Source organism: Herbidospora mongoliensis, assembly GCF_001570545.1.
Lineage (GTDB): Bacteria > Actinomycetota > Actinomycetes > Streptosporangiales > Streptosporangiaceae > Herbidospora > Herbidospora mongoliensis.
On the sequence record NZ_BBXD01000031.1, the window covers coordinates 71246 to 86618 of the forward strand.

A 15373-nucleotide genomic window follows, 5' to 3' on the forward strand; every position below is an offset into this window, starting at 1 on the left:
TTACTCGGTTAAAAAAGCAACTCGGTAACATATGTTACCGTGATCACATGCCGAATGGACTGCGGGACCGTAAGAAGGCGCGGACCCGCGACGCCATCGCCGAGGCGGCGGTCTCGCTGTTCCTCGCCCGGGGCTTCGACCAGGTCTCGGTCGCCGACATCGCGGCGGCCGCCGAGGTCTCCAAGCCGACCCTCTTCCGCTATTTCGCCGCGAAAGAGGACCTGCTGCTGCACCAGATCGCCGATCACCAGGGCGAGGCCGCCCGGGTGGTGCGCGACCGGCCCTCCGACCTCTCGCCGCTGGCCGCGCTGCATCAGCGCTTCCGGGCCGGTCTCGACGGCCGTGACCCGGTCACGGGGCTCAACGACCATCCGACGGTGCTCGCCTTCCACCGTCTGGTGTTCGACACGCCGAGCTTGGCCGCCAGGGTCACCCGATACATGCTCGACGACGAGGAGGCGCTGGCCGCCGTCCTCGGCGGTGACATCACGGCGCGGCTCCAGGCGGCGCAGGTGATCGTCGTCCAGCGGGTGCTCTCGCGGGCCAACTGGGAGAAGCTGGTGGCTGGGCGGACCGCCGACGACGTCCATCCCGAGGCGGTCGCGGACGCCGGCCGGGCGTTCGCGCTTCTTGAGTCGGGAGTCAGATCGGGCTGACGACGAACAGACGTTTCGTGGCGCGGGTGAGGGCGACGTAGAGATCCCGGGAGCCCGATGCGCGGTAGGCCTCGATGGCGGCGGGGTCGACGACGATCACGGTGTCGAACTCCAGGCCACGCGCGTCGGGGGCGGGGACGACGAGGGCGCCCTCCAGAAGGCCGGGCGGGGCGATGATGCCGACGAGGCCGTTGCCGGGGTCGAGTGCCAGGTCGCGGGCGACGGCGGCGAGGTCCGCGGCGGGGACCTCGATGCTGCGCGGGGGTTCGCCGTGGCGGATCGACTGCGACGGCTTCTGGTCGGGGGCGATGCGGGCCAGCAGCGGGGTGGCGAAGTCCAGGATCTCGGCGGTGGTGCGGTAGTTGACCGTCAGGGTGTGGTGGACGAAGCGGTCGCCGACCGCCTCGGGCCACGAGCGGATCGTGGTGGCCGAACCCGCCTGGGCGAAGTCGCCGACGACCGTCAGCGAGCGGGCCGGGCAGCGGCGCATCAGCATCCGCCACTCCAGCTCGGTGAGTTCCTGGGCCTCGTCGACCACGATATGGCCGTACACCTCATCGGGCGGGCCGTCGATCAGCGCCCGCGCCTCGTCGAGCAGGGCCAGGTCGGCGGTTCCTCCTACGGCGGCCTCCGCGTTCAGGCGGGGCCACACCGTTTCTATCGCGCGGTCGACGGCGGGGTCGTCGAGGAGCTGCTCGCGGACGGCGTCCCAGTCGAATTCGGGTTCCGCCGCCGGGGCCGTGTCCAGGCCCAGTGATCGGAGGTCGTCGGCCACCGCCTGGTCGAGGGCGGGATCGTCCATCTCGGTGAGCGTCTCCAGGGTGCGCTGTTCGAGCAGGTTCACCAGGTCGTCGACCACGTGCTCCTTGAACGCCTCGCGGGCGGGGTTGTGGGCCAGGCCGTTCCGGGTGGCGTGGCGGCGGGCGGCGTCCACCGCCGTCGTGGGCAGCACGAGGGTGTCGACCTCCAGCGGGACTCCCCGCGGCTGATGGCCACGGACCCATGGCGCGAGGTCGTCCGCCTGGGCGGCTCCGCCGGTCGGGGCCCTGACCACGAGGTCGGCCAGGGTGGCCAGGCGCACGTCGTTCTCGCCCAGGGACGGCAGCACCTCGGAGATGTAGTCGAGGAAGCGGCGGTTGGGGCCGTACACGAGAACCCCGCGTTCGGCGAGGGCGGGGAAGGCGTAGAGCACGTAGGCGGCGCGGTGCAGCGCGACCAGGGTCTTGCCGGTGCCGGGGCCGCCGTCCACGACGGTGATGCCCCGGTGCGGCGATCGGACGATCGCGTCCTGCTCGGCCTGCAGCGTCGACACCGCCTCGCGCATGCGGCCGGTTCTGGCCCGCTCGAGCGCGGTGACCAATGGGCCGTCGCCGACCACGTCGCCCGGTAGCAAGGCCGAGCCGTCGAGGATCTCGTCGCTGACGCCCACCACGCCGCGGCCCTGAAGGCGCAGGTGGCGGCGTCGGCGCAGGCCCATCGGGAAGGCTGGGGTGGCGGCGTAGAAGGGGCGGGCGGCGTCGGCCCGCCAGTCGACCAGGACCACGTCGCCGTCCGCCGACCGGAGGCCGATGCGGCCGATGTGCAGGGATTCGCCGGCGGCGGTGTCGACGCGGCCGAAGCAGAGGGAGCGTTCGGCGGCCCGGAGTTCGCCGAGCCTGCGGGTCAGGCGCGACAGTTCGACGTCGCGGGCGTGTGGATCGTCGGACGCGGAGAGCACCTGGTCACGGGCGGCCAGTGTGTCGCTGATGGCGGCGTCGAGGCGGTCGTACAGGCCGTCAACGATCTTCTGTTCGTCGTCCACCCGCCCAAGTATGGGGAGGAGGCATACGGAAAGTAAGGCTTGACTTACTATCCGGTGTCGATCGGGCGACTTCTAGACTCGGTTCGTGGGTGGTTTAGAGCTGGCTCTGCTCGTCGGGACCGGATATCTCCTCGCCGGGGTCGTGGGATGGCTCGTCCAGCCCCGATATCGGGTGGGGCCGCTGCTCGTCGCCGTGGGGGTGCTCTGGCTGTTCGCCAAGCTGGGGCCGCCGGTGCCGGTGGTCAGCAGTGCCTGGGCGGCGGTGCTGGGGCACTGGCTGATCACGTTTCCCACCGGGCGCGCCGAGAGCACGGCGCAGCGCGTGGGCGTCGCGGTCGTCTATGGGGCGTTGCCGTTCGCGGGGCTGGTGGTCGGCGGGGTGGCGGTGATCGCGGTTCAGGTCCACCGGTGGTGGGGGAGTGCGGCGGCGCGGCGGCGGGTGTTCAACCCGGTCACGCTGTCAGGGCTGGTGGCCCTTGTGGTGGTGCTCGGGTTGAAGCCGGTCGCGGATGATCCGCTGGCCGCCGACATTCTGCAGATCGCGGTCGGGCTGGTTCCCGTCGGCTATCTGGCCGGGTTGCGGCACCGCAGGATCGCCGATCTCGTCATCCGGCTGGGCGACGTTCCCGCCGGAGGGATCGAGGCCGAGCTGGCGGCGACGTTGCGGGATCCGACGCTGAGAGTCGGCTACTGGGCTTCGGATCGCTATGTCGACATGACCGGGAAGGCCATCGACGTTCCCGAAGGAAGGGCCACGCGGGTCGATCGGGCGGGGGAGCGGCTTGCGGTGCTCGTACACGACCCTGTTCTCTTCGCGGAGCCGGAGCTGATCGAGGCGGCGTGCGCGGCCGCCGGGCTGGCGCTGTGGAACGAGCGGCTCGCCGCCGACCTGCGATTACGCATCAGGCAGGCCGGTCGGGCGACCGAGGCCGAGCGGCGGCGGATCGAGCGCGATCTCCACGACGGGGTGCAGCAGCGGTTGCTGGCGATCCCGATGACGCTCTCGCTGGCCGAGGCCTCCCGCGATCCCGTGCCGCTGATCAGGGAGGCCCGGCACGCCCTGCTCGCGGTGCTCGACGATCTGCGGGCGCTGACCCAGGGCATCCACCCGCCGATGCTCACCGAACGGGGGCTCACCGAGGCGGTCAAGGAGCTGGCGGCGCTGTCGCCCGTGCCGGTGCGGGTCACGGCCGACGTCGGCGGACTGCCGCCCGAGGTCGAGACGGCCGCCTACTACGTCGTCGCCGAAGGGCTGGCCAACGTGACCAAACACGCCGACGCCACCGAGGCCGTCGTTCGGGTGGTGCTGGCCGGCGGTGTGCTGTCCGTCGAGATCCGGGACGACGGAGTCGGCGGTGCGGACCCCTCGCGTGGCAGCGGGCTGCGCGGGCTGGCCGATCGTGTGGCCGTCTGCGGCGGGTCGTTCCACGTGACCGGCGACGGGGGAACCGTCGTGAAAGCGGTGCTGCCGTGCGGGTAGCCATCGCCGAAGACAGCGCGCTGCTGCGCGAGGGCCTGGTCCGGCTGCTCGCCGAAGCCGGGTTCTCGGTCGTCGGGGCGGTCGAGGACGCCGCCGGGCTGCTCAAAGCGGTGGACGAACACCGTCCCGACGTCGCCGTCGTCGACATCCGGCTGCCACCGACCCGGACCGATGAAGGGCTGCGGGCGGCGGGGGAGATTCGACGGCTCTATCCCGGTACGGGGGTGCTCGTGCTCTCCCAGTATGTCCGGGTCACCTACACGGCCGAACTGCTTGAGGGCGGCGCCAGCGGCGTCGGTTATCTGCTGAAAGACCGGGTGACCGACCTGGCCGAGCTCGCCGCGGCGGTCAGGCAGGTCGGGAGCGGCGGGGCGGCGTTCGATCCCGTCGTCATCGACCAGCTCGTCGGCCGCCGCGACCGGCGCGACGACCCCCTCCGCGACCTCAGCGAACGCGAGCGGACCGTGCTGTCGCTGATGGCCGAGGGCCGCACCAACCAGGCCATCGCCACCCGCCTCGGCATCGCCGAACGGACCGTCGAGAAACACTGCTCGGGCATCTTCACCAAGCTCACGCTGCCGGCCCACCCCGACGACCACCGGAGGGTTCTGGCGGTGCTGCGCTACCTGAACGGGTGAGGCCAGCCGCACCCCGGGTGCGTACAGACACGCTTCCGCACTTCTGAAAGCGGCCGGAGACTCGGCCGGGTGAACCTCAGGAAATCAGCTCTTGTCGGGGCAAGTGCGGTGGCGCTGCTGATCGGCGCCTTCTTCGTCTTCCTCCGCCCGCCCCTCGAACCCTTCGACCCCGTCGCCTGGGATCCCGGACCGCCCGTTGAAGTTCCGGAGGTCACGCCCGCCGCCGGGGTGACCTCGCTCGGCACCCTGCACGGTCCGGAGGACATGGCCGTCGACGCCCGAGGCCGCGTGTACACGGGGGTCATCGACGGCCGCATCGTCAGGCTGGTTTCCGGGCGATCAGAGGTGTTCGCCCAGGTCGGCGGGCGTCCGCTGGGCCTGGCGTTCGACGCGCGCGGGAACCTGCTCGTCGCCAACCACGGCGTCGGCCTCCAGTCCGTCGCCCCCGACGGGAGCGTCACCCTGCTCACCGGCACCGCCGACGGCGAGCCGATCAGGTTCGCCAACGACCTCGCCGTGGCCGACGACGGGATGGTCTACTTCTCCGACTCCAACAGCAGGTGGAACAACTCGACGCTGGAGGGCTCCGCCTTCTCTGTGTACGACTTCCTGGAGGGCCGCCCCCGAGGCAGGCTCCTCCGCTACGACCCAGTGGAAAAGTCGACCACCACCCTGGTCGAGGACCTGTACTTCCCCAACGGCATCGTCGTGACCGAAGACCAGAAAGCGCTGCTGGTGGTCGAGTCGACCCGCTACCGCATCACCCGATATTCACTGGCCGACGGAACCACCACGACCTTCCTCGACCACGTCCCCGGTATCGGCGACGGCTTCACCCTGCTGCCCGGCGGGAGACTGCTCCTGGCCGTGTACGACCGGGTGTCACTCCTCGACAGTCAGATCCTCCCCGGCACGTGGACCCGCCAGTTCGCGGTGCGGCTGCCCGCCACGTTCCTGGCCGACGAGGAGAACCCGCCCGCCGGCTCGATCCTGCTGCTCAGCCGGAACGGCACGATCGAACGCCGTCTGTCCGGCCTCGACCCCGCGCCCGCCAACGTGGTGCCCTACCCGGGCGGATGGTTGCTGGGGTCGCTGCAGGGCCGTCACCTGCGGACGATGCCCGCGCCCGGCTAGGCGCTTTCGGAACGTACCAACCGGAGGAAGGCCTTCAGCCCCGTGATCAGTTCCTGGTTGTCGCTCAGCCCGTCGACCGTCTCGTCGAAGCGCCGCGTCATCAGGGTGATCCGCCGGTTCAGGTCGTGGTCGGCGTCCTCCAGGGCCGACCGCGCCGCCGCGAGTTCGTCGCGGGCCCGCTGGAGGTCCTCGGTCAGTTCCTGCACAGACGCCTCCAAGGCCGTCCGGGCCTCGACCAGGCTCTTGACGTCGCCCCGCAGCGTCGCGACGTCCTGCCTCGGGTAGTGCAGCTCCTCCATGAGGGTGCCGACCCGTTCCTTCAGATGCGTCAGGTACGCCCCGGTGGGCCGGAACAAGGTGGCCAGCAGGTAGAACCCGGCGAAGTAGTACCCGACGTACTCACCCGAGAAGTAGGTGATCGCCGCGATCACCGCCGCCGAGACCACATGCCCGAGCACCGCCAGGCGCAGCATCCGCTTCGCGATCCCCCTGGCCTCGTCCTCACGGGCCTGCGGGACCTCGATGCCCCGCTCACGCGACAGCTGGGTCTCGTGGACGACCCGCCGCGCCGAGAAATACAGGTTCCACGGCAGGGTCAGCAGGACCAGCAGCCAGATCAGGCTGAGCGCGCCGACCCCGATGGCCAGGACGGTGCTGGGGGCCACGCCGGTCGAGAAGGTCAGCCAGGCGGCGAATATCGCAAAGGACAGGGAAACCAGGAAAATCCACCATTTCATGCCCAAAGGATCTTCTATCTGGGCATGTCGGTGCAGCGCTTTCGTACTCAGACTGAGTGGGGAATCAGCACTAGTTCGGTCGCGAAATCGAGACGTGCCGCCGCCCCGGGGCTGAGGCGGCGACACGTCAGGTCATCAGGCTCGGCGCCACTTCTGGTTGGCGCCGCCGTTGCACTCCCAGAGCTGCAGCGGGGTGCCGGGTCCGCCCCAGCCCGTCACGTCCACGCACTTGTTGGCCTGCGGGTTGACCAGGTCACCCGCGCCCGACAGGACGAACTGCTGGGCCGCGTTCCCGCTGCAGGTCGCGAGCTGGACCACCGCGCCGTTGGCGGTCGAGCCCCAGGCGACGTCCATGCAGAGGCCGAAGGCCCGGACGGTGCCGTCGCCGGGGAAGGTCCAGTTCTGGGCGTTGGTGCCGTTGCAGTCCCAGAGCTGGAGGCGCTGGCCGTCGGCGCCGTTGCTGTTCGGCACGTCGACGCACTTGTCCTGCCAGCCGATCAGGCGGCTCGTGGCACCGCCGCCGCCGGTCGTGGTCAGCGTGAGGCCGTAGGCGCCGAGGATCTCGTTGACGGGCTGGAAGAACGTCGTTCCTCCGGTCGAGCAGTTGCCCGAGCCGCCGGACGTGACGCCCTGGGCCTGGTCACCGGTGATCCACGCGCCGCCCGAGTCGCCGCCCTCGGCGCAGGCGGTGGTCTGGGTGAGGCCGTACACGAGCTGGCCGTTGCCGTAGTTGACGGTCACGTTCTTGGCCTGAACGACGCCACACCGCCACCCGGTGGTGCGACCCGACCGGCAGATCGACGAGCCGTTCGCGGCCTCGTTCGAGCCGGCGACCGAGGCGCTGCCACCGCCGTAGTTGTTGACCCACGGGCGCGGGGTCCAGTTGGCGTTGGTGCGGACCCACGCGTAGTCGTTGGTCGGGAACGAACTGCCCGCGAAGTTGCCCTGGGAGACGTTGTTGTAGCCCAGGGTCGGGGAGCCGGTGCCGCCGCAGTGGCCGGCGGTGACGAAGCCGCCGTTGTTCACCGAGAAGCCGACCGAGCAGAGCGTGTTGCCGTTGATGACGTACTGGTCGCCGCCCCGGATGTCGTAGAGGGGCTTGGGTGCCTGGGTGACGACGATCTTCGCGTCGACGGCGGCCTTCCGGGCGAACTCGGCGCCGCCGGCCTGGTCGGCGGCGGCCACGACGACCGAGTTGGTCGCGGGGTCGACGTACCAGGCGTGGACCTTCGCGTCGGGCTTCACCCGGTCGAGGGCCGACTTCATCGTGGCGAGCTGCTTCTCACTGCGCCCGACCTGTACGGGGGCTCCACCGGCCTGGGTGACCAACGCGGCGTCGGTCTCGTTGAGGACGCCGACCTGGAGCCGTTCGGATCCGGGGGAGTACCAGGCGCCGCCGAAACGGTCGCCGAGTTTCGACTTGACGCTCTTCTCGACGAGAATCGCGGCGGCCTCGTGGGCCTGCCGGATCCGCGCCTCGGCCGGGGTCAGGCCGAGGTCGCGCTGGAGTGCCTTTTCCGGGGAAGCGGGTTCTGGGGCGGCAGCGGAGGCAGGGCCGGAGGGCAGCCCGAAGGCCACCCCCAGCACTAAGACGGCGCTGGTCAGGATGGTTCTTCTCACGACAGGTCCTTGGGGGCAGCGGGATGGACGAGACCGTGAGAGCGCTCTCAGTAAAGAAACTTTGCATTGGTGACGAGCGGTGTCAAGCGGTCCTGACTATTCGGGCCAAGGGGTCCCGTCATTCCACATCCGCTCGGCCTCGGCGGCGAAGCGCTGATACCAGAGGCCGTCGTGGGGACGGAGGGTGAGAATGGGGCCGGACTCGATCTCCGGACGGTGCTCGAAGTGCTGCACGCAGATCAGCCCGCCGGGGGTGGCGGTGTCGATCGCGTTCACCCCGATCGAGGGCACGAATCCGGCGACCCGGATCTGGAGGTCGCCGCCGGTCGTCTCGCGCAGGTGGGCGAGTTCGGCGAGCACCGACCTGATGCGCCCGGCCAGCAGCGCGGGGTCGACGTCGGCGCCGCTGTGGCGGGCCGACGAGGCGACCATGACCTCGTCGCCGGGATCGACGACCAGCACCCGCACCCGCGCGCCGGCCGCCAGCATCCGCCGCAGGTCACCCCGCATCGTGTTGGCGGTGCGCGCCATCGACCGGCCGATGAACAGGAAGTCGCGGGCGCCCGCCCGGCGGGCGGGCAGGTCGGCGGGGAAGTCGTCGCGCAGCAGGCCGGCCTCCGCGGCCACGGCCGCGACCTGCTTACGCGACTTGATCTGCGAGAACGCCAGGAGCGCCAGCACCGCCAGCGTGACCGAGATCAGCACCGAGGTGTCGGCGAGGCCGACACTGCCGAGCACGGTGAACACCAGCGCGACCACCGCCAGCAGGTAGAGGTCGAGATTGTCGTCGCGGACCAACGTCGCCAGGCGCTTCACGAATCCCATCCTCGCGGCCGGCGCCCTGTCAGACCCCCTTTACCGGAAGGCTGAACCAGACCGTTTTGCCGCCCGCCACCCGGCTCGTCCCCCACCGCTCGGCGAAGTGGTTCACCAGGAACAGGCCGCGCCCGTCTTCGTCGTAGCGTCCGGGCTCGCGCATCTTCGGCATGCGGTGGTCGTCGTCGCTGACCTCGCACAGCAGGCTGTCGGTGCGCAGCAGCCGTACCGTGATCGGCCGGGCCGTCGCCCGCACCGCGTTGGTGACCAGCTCGGAGGCCAGCAGCTCCGCCGTCGGGATGAGGGTGTGCAGCCCCCACGCCGCCAGCGTGCGCCGCACCAGCCCCCGTACCCGGGAGGGGGTCTGCGCCTGCGGCTCCAGCAGCCACTGCGCGACGTTCTCGCTCGGGATGCCGGTGAACCGGATCGCCATCATCGTCACGTCGTCGCGCATCGGCCTGTTCGGGACCACGCTCTCGCAGACCTCTTCGAGAGGCCGCACACCGATCAGCCCGCGCCGCAGGCGTTCGACCCCGACGCCGATGTCCTCGCCGCGCTCCTCGACCAGGCCGTCGGTGTAGAGGACGAGCATGCTGTCGTCGTCGGCCGCGATCTCCACCGTCTCGAACGCGTTGCGCCCGAGCCCGATGGGGGTGCCCGCGGGCGGATCCAGCACGTCGGCCTTGCCTTCGGGGCTCACCAGGATCGGGGGCAGATGACCGGCGCTCGCGATGGTGCAGCGGCGCAGGACGGGGTCGTACACACAGTAGACACAGGTCGTGATCGTCTGAGCGGCCAGGCGCTGCGCCATCTCGTCGAGCGACTGCAGCACCTGCTCGGCCGGAAGATCCAGAGAAGCAAGTGTCTGTACGGCTATGCGCAGCTGCCCCATGATCGCTGCCGCGTCCAGCCCGTGGCCCATGACGTCACCGACGACCAGCGCCACCCGGGACCCCGGCAGCGGGATCACGTCGAACCAGTCGCCGCCCACGCGCGCGGCGGCGGGCTGGTAGCGGTACGCGATCTCCAGACCGGGCAGAGAGGGAGGCTGTCCGGGCCGGATCCCGCGCTGCAGGATCTCGAGTGTCTCGAGCTGTTGCCGATGTAATCGTCCGTGGAAGATCGTCAGCGCCGCCGGCACCCCAAGCTGACCGGCGACCAGCACGTCGTCCTGGTCGAACTCGTCGCGTTCACGGTCCCGGGCGAGCACCGCGCACCCCACGGCCTCGCCGTAGGCTCGCAGCGGTACGGTCAGCAGCCGCCCGCCCACCAGCTCGGGAACCGTGGCCGCAAGATCACCCGACCAGCGCGAGGGCAACCGCCCCCGCGGGTCGAGCCGGTGCACGGCACCGCCGTCGAGATAGACGGCGGCGGCGTCGGCCAGCCGGGGCACGGCCGCCTCGCAGAGCAGGCGCGCGACCTGCTCCGGATCGAGGCAGTCACCGATGGCCCGGGCCGTGTCACCGAGAAACGCCAGACCCTCGGTGTCGATCACTTCAGAACTGGTTACGCCGGCAGTTGAGGAACAGCTGGATCTCCGGCGGCGCCTGCGTGGTGGCCGGGGCGTAGGAGATGTCGGTCTCGACGACCACGGTGAACCCGATCTCCTCGACGAGTGCCCGCAGGTCCTCCCGCAGGTAGCCGGTGACCCGCACGGGCGCGCCGAGGAACTGGAACGGCACGTCGTCGAGGTCGATCTCGACCATGCTCAGCGCCAGCAGCCCTCCGGGCACGATCACGTCGTGAATCCGCTGCAGCGCCGTGGCGATGTCCGCCCGGGGCAGCATGAGCAGCGAGAAGAACGCCACCACCGCGTCGAACCGTCCGAGCGACGTGTCGATCTCGGTGACGTCACGCTCCAGGAAGGTCCCCTCGGGCACGTTCTTGCGCGCCAGATCGAGCATGACGGGCGAGATGTCGATCCCGGTCAGCTCACAGCCCGCCTCGGCGAACTGCTTGGCGGTCGGCTCCCCGGTGCCACACCCGACGTCAAGGACGCGGGCACCCGGCTGGAGCTGCTTGATCAGCCACTCCCCGGCAGCGACCTGCCCCTCCTTGTGGGGAAAAGCGTCGTCGTACCGGGATCCGATGCGGTTGAACGCCTCGGCTTGCATAGCCCGGTATTCGTCGCGACTTTGAGCCGAACCGGATTCAGTTGTCATCATGCCGCCATAAGGGAGATCGCCGACTTCTGCCCACCAAGTGATAGGCCCTCCGCGCTCACAAGTCAAGATATTTCTGCGTTAAATTGACATTTCACGCAAGCGACCTGCGACAACAGTGTTGACTGGGCGTGTCGGGAACGTCAATGCTGTGGGTCAGGTAAATGTCGGTTTATGTTCACCATTGCCCTCGAACCCGAAAGGGCCCATCGTGTCCCATCTGGCGTGGGAAGGCTGCCACAACACCCGAGACCTGGGAGGTCTCCCACTTCACGACGGTGGCCGAACTCCTCATGAGGCGCTGATCCGCTCGGACAACCCGGAACACCTGACGGCCCACGGGGTGAGCACCGTGGTCGACCTCCGGGAGGCGGCGTCCCCTGACCTGACCACGATCCGCATCGACCCGGCTTCAAGGCCGCTGTGTACGACGCTCTGGAGGGCTTCGACGCGGGGAAGTATCTCCTCGGAGCCGGGATGGGTCCGGCTGTGATCAGTTACCGTCCCGTGCTTCTCCTGATCAAGTCACGCCTTCTATCCTCCCCGGGTGTTGAGCACCATCTCGCTGGCATTGGCCGGCGTCATCGCCCTGCAGGGATCCGCCGCGGACGTCCGCCTCCCGGACACCGACCTCACCGTGCACGAACGGCCGTCGGACCGTCTGGTCGTGTCGACGTACTACCAGTTCAAGAAAACCGCGCAGGCGTACCTGCGCGCGAGCGGGCGTAACTCGTTCACGAAGAAACCCGACCATTGGCGGGTCGCGGTCTCCCCGGACGGCAAACGCGCGATGGCCGCGAGATCTTTGGTGGACGCCAAGGGCTGCCCCACCTTCGACCTGATCACCCGCCGCACCGGCGCCACCCGCCGGATCCCGGTGTCGGGCCTGTGCGGAAAACTCGCCGGTGGCTATTTCAGCTGGTCGCCGAACAACCAGAAGGTCGTTCAGCTGGCCTTCACGGTGAAAGGCGGAACGACGGGTTACCTGACGGTCGACGCCGCCAGTGGCAGGACCCGATATGTGGCGATGCCGAAGTCGTACAAGAACTCCCGCTTCATCTGGACCCCCGACGCGAAACAGATCGTCGCCTACGACAACAAGAGCATCCGCTTCCTCTCCCCGGACGGAAAACTCAAGCGCACCCTGACCGGCAAGGGCTCGCTGGCCGGCGAGGAACACACCTTCTCCCCGTCGGGCGACCGCTTCCTGACCGTGTGTCCCGGCGGCGGCATCTGCATCTGGTCCGTCAAGACAGGCGAGGCGGTCGGCACGGTGCACACGGGCTCTTACGGCGTGTACGGCTGGTGGGACTCCAGCCACCTGATCATCGGGCGGGCGTCCGGGAAGAAGTACGAGATCGTGCAGGTGGACATGGCCGGAGAGGTGACCCGCGTCCTCGTGAACGGTTCGGTGTCCACTTTCACGAAGAACCGCCTGGACCTCGACTTCACGAAGCGATGACGGGCCGCCTGGCCTGCGCGGAGGCGACGATCACGAAGGTGACGCTGACCAGCAGCGCCCAGGCCCCGATCTTGCCGACGTGGACGAGCCGCCAGGCCTCCTGCTGATAGGGGTACTCCCACGCGCCGAGGTAGGTGGCGATGTTCTCCGCTATCCACAGGAAGAACCCGGTGAGCAGAAGCCCGAGTGACAGCGGCATCCGATGGCGATATTCACCGACGGTGAAGTGCACCGTCGTTCCCCAGGTGACCAGAACCAGCAGGATCGCCAGCGGAACGCGCAGATCGACCCACCAGTGCTGGCTGACGAAATTGACGTAGATCGCCACCGCCACCGCGGTCACCGGCGCCTTCCGGTAATTCACCAGCCGCAACTCCAGAATCCGCCACGCGGCGCACACGTAACTCCCCACGGCGGCGTAGAGGAATCCGCTGTACAGGGGCACCCCGAGGATTTTGGTGTAGGCGTCCTCGGGATAACTCCACGACCCGAGCCGCACCTTGACGACCTCGAAGGCGAGCCCGACCAGGTGGAATCCGGCGATGAAGGCGACTTCCCTGGTCGTCTCCCACCGGAGCGCGCGAAAGGCGACGGTCAGTGTGACGGCGTACACGAGCAGCGCGTCATAACGAGGAATCGGCAGCGGCACAACCGAAGAGACGGCCAGCCCCGCGAACAGCGCGACCGCGAAAGCACACGCCCTGGCCTCGGCCCACGCGAATCGAACCACCTGCGCGACGAATAACCCCATGCCATATTCGATCTGGCCCGGGATCCGGAGGTCCCCCGGATTGTGGGGAGGTCATGTGAAGAATTTCTGGAATCACTAGAGCCGATCCCGGTTAGCCTGCCGGAGTGAACCGCAGGGAGCGTGTCGCCGGCGCGATCGTCGGCTCGGCGGTGGGCGACGCTTTGGGCGCGCCGTTCGAGTTCGGCCCCGCAGGCATGTTCTCCGCCTCCGACGGCGGAGGCGAGATGCGCGGAGGCGGCGGCTGGGACCCCGGCGAAGCCACCGACGACACCCAGATGGCCATCCAGGTCGCCGAATCACTGCTGGAGCGCGGCGGCCTGGACCCGGCCGACATCTTCGCCCGCTTCCAGCGCTGGGCGGCCGACGACCCCAAGGACATCGGACTGCAGACCGAGGACGTCCTCACCCGAGGCCTGCCCTGGGACCAAGCAGCCGCCGCCCACTACAGAACGACCCACCGCGCCGCGGGCAACGGCTCCCTCATGCGGGCCACCACCGCGGCGGTCCACTTCGCCCCCGAGGGCCGCCAGACGACCGTGGACGCCGCTCGCCGCATCTCGGCCCTGACCCACGGCGACCCGGCGGCGGGCGAGGGCGTCGCGATCTTCCACGACCTCCTGCGCACCGCCCTGACCGGCGCCCATCCCCTGGAGGACCTGACGGAGACCCTCGCCGCCGTCCACCCCGACCACCGTGGGCGATACGCCACGGTCACCTCTCCCACGTGGCACCCCGACGACGCGACGGAGTTCAACGGCGCCGTCTGGCCCTGCCTGGGTTCGGCGGTATGGGCGTTGCGCACCACCGGCAACTACGAAGAGGCCCTCCGCGCCGCGATCGACCTGGGCGGCGACACCGACACCGTGGCCGCGGTCACCGGCGCCCTGGCCGGAGCCGTCCATGGTCTGTCCGCGATCCCCGCCCGGTGGACAGACCCCCTCCACGTTCCTCTCCCCGGCAGTGGCGGCCGGGTCCTCCGCCTGCCCCAACTACTGAACCTCGCCGAGGCGCTCGCTAGGGGAGACGTACCGCCACATAGGGCTGGGCCTGGTTCAGCCATTCGCGGGGCAGGCTCGCCCCTGTGGTCCGATCGATGAGCGCCAGCCAGGCGGCCCGCCAGTCGTAGTCGTCGTCGCGTTCCTCAAAGTCGACGAAGAAGTCGGTCATCGCGCTCAACTCCGGCCACCTCTCTCTGTGCTCGTCCGCGAGGTAGGGGGCGAACGCGTCGAGCCTCAGCACGAGTTCACCGTCGGCCGCGAATCGTCCACGAGCGTCCCCTTCGCGGGGGTCCCGAAGATCTTGGCAAACCGGACCGACAGATCGCCTCGGCCGGCGAACCCACCCTGCGCCGCGCATCCGCATCGGCGGCCGACGCAGGCTCTGTTTCTGGCGTCCGGACGCGGACCGTGGTCCTGTGAGCTCAGATGTGAGCCAGGACCTGCCGCACGGGGTGCCCGAGCGCCACACCCAGTGCAGCCAGCTCATCGTCGGCGAACGGCGCGCGGTCATCTAGAGAGCGTTAAGGGCTTGGGTTACGGGCTTGTGGTGGTCTGGGAGAGCTGACCGCGACTGGTTGCGGGGTTATGCAGGTGGGATGAGGTATCCCGACAGTGGCGGGCTGACCGCCGAGCAGCGTGTGAAGCGGGAAGTGGTGCGGTTACGGGCGGCCGACCGGTTCGCCGAAGGCGCCACCGACGCACAGGTGGCGCGGGAGTTCCGGGTGTCGCGAATGTCGGCCAACCGGTGGCGGCACGCCTTTGAGTCCGCCGGCCGTGAAGGACTGCTGTCCAAGGGGCCGGGCGGGGAGGTCTGCCGGCTCGACCCGGACCAGGTGGCGGAGCTGGAGACAGCGCTGGAGGCCGGACCGGCCGTGCACGGGTGGGACGATCAGTGCTGGACGTTGTCCCGGATCGCCGAGGTGGTGCGCCGCCGATTCGGGGTCGGCTACACCCCGGCCGGGATCTGGTACCTGCTGCGGCGGGCGGGATGGTCCTGGCAGGCGCCCTCCCGCAGGGCGGCCGAACGCGATGAACAGGCCATTGCCGCCTGGAAGGACGAGCAGTGGCCGATCATAAAAGGACCGCGACCCGGTTGGGGGCCTGGCTCTGCTTCGAAG

16 protein-coding genes are annotated in these 15373 nt (G+C 69.5%); 8 read left to right on the top strand and 8 right to left on the bottom strand.

Annotation, left to right across the window (positions count from 1 at the left end; genetic code table 11):
• Positions 1-47 precede the first annotated feature (47 nt).
• Complete coding sequence (locus AW272_RS39280; protein ID WP_066376161.1) at positions 48-656, top strand: TetR/AcrR family transcriptional regulator; 609 nt, start codon at positions 48-50, stop codon at positions 654-656.
• On the opposite strand, the gene AW272_RS39285 is transcribed toward AW272_RS39280, so the two are convergent.
• A complete protein-coding gene (locus tag AW272_RS39285) occupies positions 643-2457 on the bottom strand; it encodes a HelD family protein (RefSeq protein ID WP_245657962.1) in 1815 nt (604 codons plus the stop codon). The genes AW272_RS39280 and AW272_RS39285 overlap by 14 nt on opposite strands.
• An 85-nt stretch (positions 2458-2542) precedes the next feature.
• Between AW272_RS39285 and AW272_RS39290 the strand changes: the two genes are divergently transcribed.
• From AW272_RS39290 to AW272_RS39300, 3 genes are all read left to right on the top strand, one after another.
• Positions 2543-3937: a sensor histidine kinase gene (locus tag AW272_RS39290; protein ID WP_066376166.1), complete on the top strand. Its 1395-nt coding sequence runs from the start codon at positions 2543-2545 to the stop codon at positions 3935-3937.
• On the top strand, positions 3928-4575 hold the full coding sequence (locus AW272_RS39295; protein ID WP_066376169.1) for a response regulator transcription factor: 648 nt from the start codon (positions 3928-3930) through the stop codon (positions 4573-4575). The genes AW272_RS39290 and AW272_RS39295 overlap by 10 nt, the downstream gene beginning before the upstream one ends.
• Positions 4576-4644: 69 nt before the next feature.
• On the top strand, positions 4645-5709 hold the full coding sequence (locus AW272_RS39300) for an SMP-30/gluconolactonase/LRE family protein (protein ID WP_157519303.1): 1065 nt from the start codon (positions 4645-4647) through the stop codon (positions 5707-5709).
• Here AW272_RS39300 and AW272_RS39305 read toward each other — a convergent pair.
• The 5 genes from AW272_RS39305 to AW272_RS39325 form a co-directional block, all read right to left on the bottom strand.
• Complete coding sequence (locus tag AW272_RS39305; RefSeq protein ID WP_066376176.1) at positions 5706-6446, bottom strand: hypothetical protein; 741 nt, start codon at positions 6444-6446, stop codon at positions 5706-5708. The two genes, AW272_RS39300 and AW272_RS39305, sit on opposite strands and share 4 nt — an antisense overlap.
• 135 nt (positions 6447-6581) lie before the next feature.
• Positions 6582-8066, bottom strand: coding sequence for a ricin-type beta-trefoil lectin domain protein (locus tag AW272_RS39310; protein WP_083959161.1), 1485 nt, complete (start codon positions 8064-8066; stop codon positions 6582-6584).
• Between the two features lie 96 nt (positions 8067-8162).
• A complete protein-coding gene (locus tag AW272_RS39315; RefSeq protein ID WP_218011222.1) occupies positions 8163-8882 on the bottom strand; it encodes a hypothetical protein in 720 nt (239 codons plus the stop codon).
• 28 nt (positions 8883-8910) lie between these two features.
• Positions 8911-10377 carry an ATP-binding SpoIIE family protein phosphatase gene (locus AW272_RS39320; RefSeq protein ID WP_066376185.1) on the bottom strand — a complete coding sequence of 489 codons (1467 nt, stop codon included), beginning with the start codon at positions 10375-10377 and terminating at the stop codon, positions 8911-8913.
• 1 nt (position 10378) lies between these two features.
• On the bottom strand, positions 10379-11047 hold the full coding sequence (locus AW272_RS39325; RefSeq protein ID WP_218011223.1) for a class I SAM-dependent methyltransferase: 669 nt from the start codon (positions 11045-11047) through the stop codon (positions 10379-10381).
• A 208-nt stretch (positions 11048-11255) separates the two neighbouring features.
• On the opposite strand from AW272_RS39325, the gene AW272_RS41520 reads away from it, so the two are divergent.
• Together AW272_RS41520 and AW272_RS39330 are read left to right on the top strand one after the other, a co-directional pair.
• The gene (locus tag AW272_RS41520; protein WP_245657964.1) at positions 11256-11537 is read left to right on the top strand and encodes a tyrosine-protein phosphatase; all 282 of its coding nucleotides are present in this window, start codon (positions 11256-11258) and stop codon (positions 11535-11537) included.
• Positions 11538-11591: 54 nt separating this feature from the next.
• Positions 11592-12506, top strand: coding sequence for a WD40 repeat domain-containing protein (locus AW272_RS39330; RefSeq protein ID WP_157519307.1), 915 nt, complete (start codon positions 11592-11594; stop codon positions 12504-12506).
• Here AW272_RS39330 and AW272_RS39335 read toward each other — a convergent pair.
• Positions 12493-13257: a DUF817 domain-containing protein gene (locus AW272_RS39335; RefSeq protein ID WP_066376188.1), complete on the bottom strand. Its 765-nt coding sequence runs from the start codon at positions 13255-13257 to the stop codon at positions 12493-12495. The two genes, AW272_RS39330 and AW272_RS39335, sit on opposite strands and share 14 nt — an antisense overlap.
• Before the next feature lie 104 nt (positions 13258-13361).
• Here AW272_RS39335 and AW272_RS39340 point away from each other — a divergent pair, with 104 nt between their 5' ends.
• Positions 13362-14354 (top strand): ADP-ribosylglycohydrolase family protein, encoded by a 993-nt coding sequence (locus AW272_RS39340; RefSeq protein ID WP_083959162.1) that lies wholly within the window; start codon positions 13362-13364, stop codon positions 14352-14354.
• Here the strand turns inward: AW272_RS39340 and AW272_RS42900 are convergent.
• A complete protein-coding gene (locus tag AW272_RS42900; RefSeq protein ID WP_157519309.1) occupies positions 14272-14496 on the bottom strand; it encodes a hypothetical protein in 225 nt (74 codons plus the stop codon). The two genes, AW272_RS39340 and AW272_RS42900, sit on opposite strands and share 83 nt — an antisense overlap.
• 355 nt (positions 14497-14851) lie before the next feature.
• Between AW272_RS42900 and AW272_RS39345 the strand changes: the two genes are divergently transcribed.
• The coding region (locus AW272_RS39345) for a winged helix-turn-helix domain-containing protein (protein ID WP_066376189.1) at positions 14852-15373 on the top strand (522 nt) is incomplete at its 3' end.

What these genes read in the sequence shown, in the direction of transcription:
- AW272_RS39280 (WP_066376161.1), top strand. Translation starts at nt 48, where the DNA reads ATGCCGAATGGACTGCGGGACCGTAAGAAGGCGCGGACCCGCGACGCC.
- AW272_RS39305 (WP_066376176.1), bottom strand. Translation starts at nt 6,446, where the DNA reads ATGAAATGGTGGATTTTCCTGGTTTCCCTGTCCTTTGCGATATTCGCC.
- AW272_RS39325 (WP_218011223.1), bottom strand. Translation starts at nt 11,047, where the DNA reads ATGATGACAACTGAATCCGGTTCGGCTCAAAGTCGCGACGAATACCGG.
- AW272_RS39335 (WP_066376188.1), bottom strand. Translation starts at nt 13,257, where the DNA reads ATGGGGTTATTCGTCGCGCAGGTGGTTCGATTCGCGTGGGCCGAGGCC.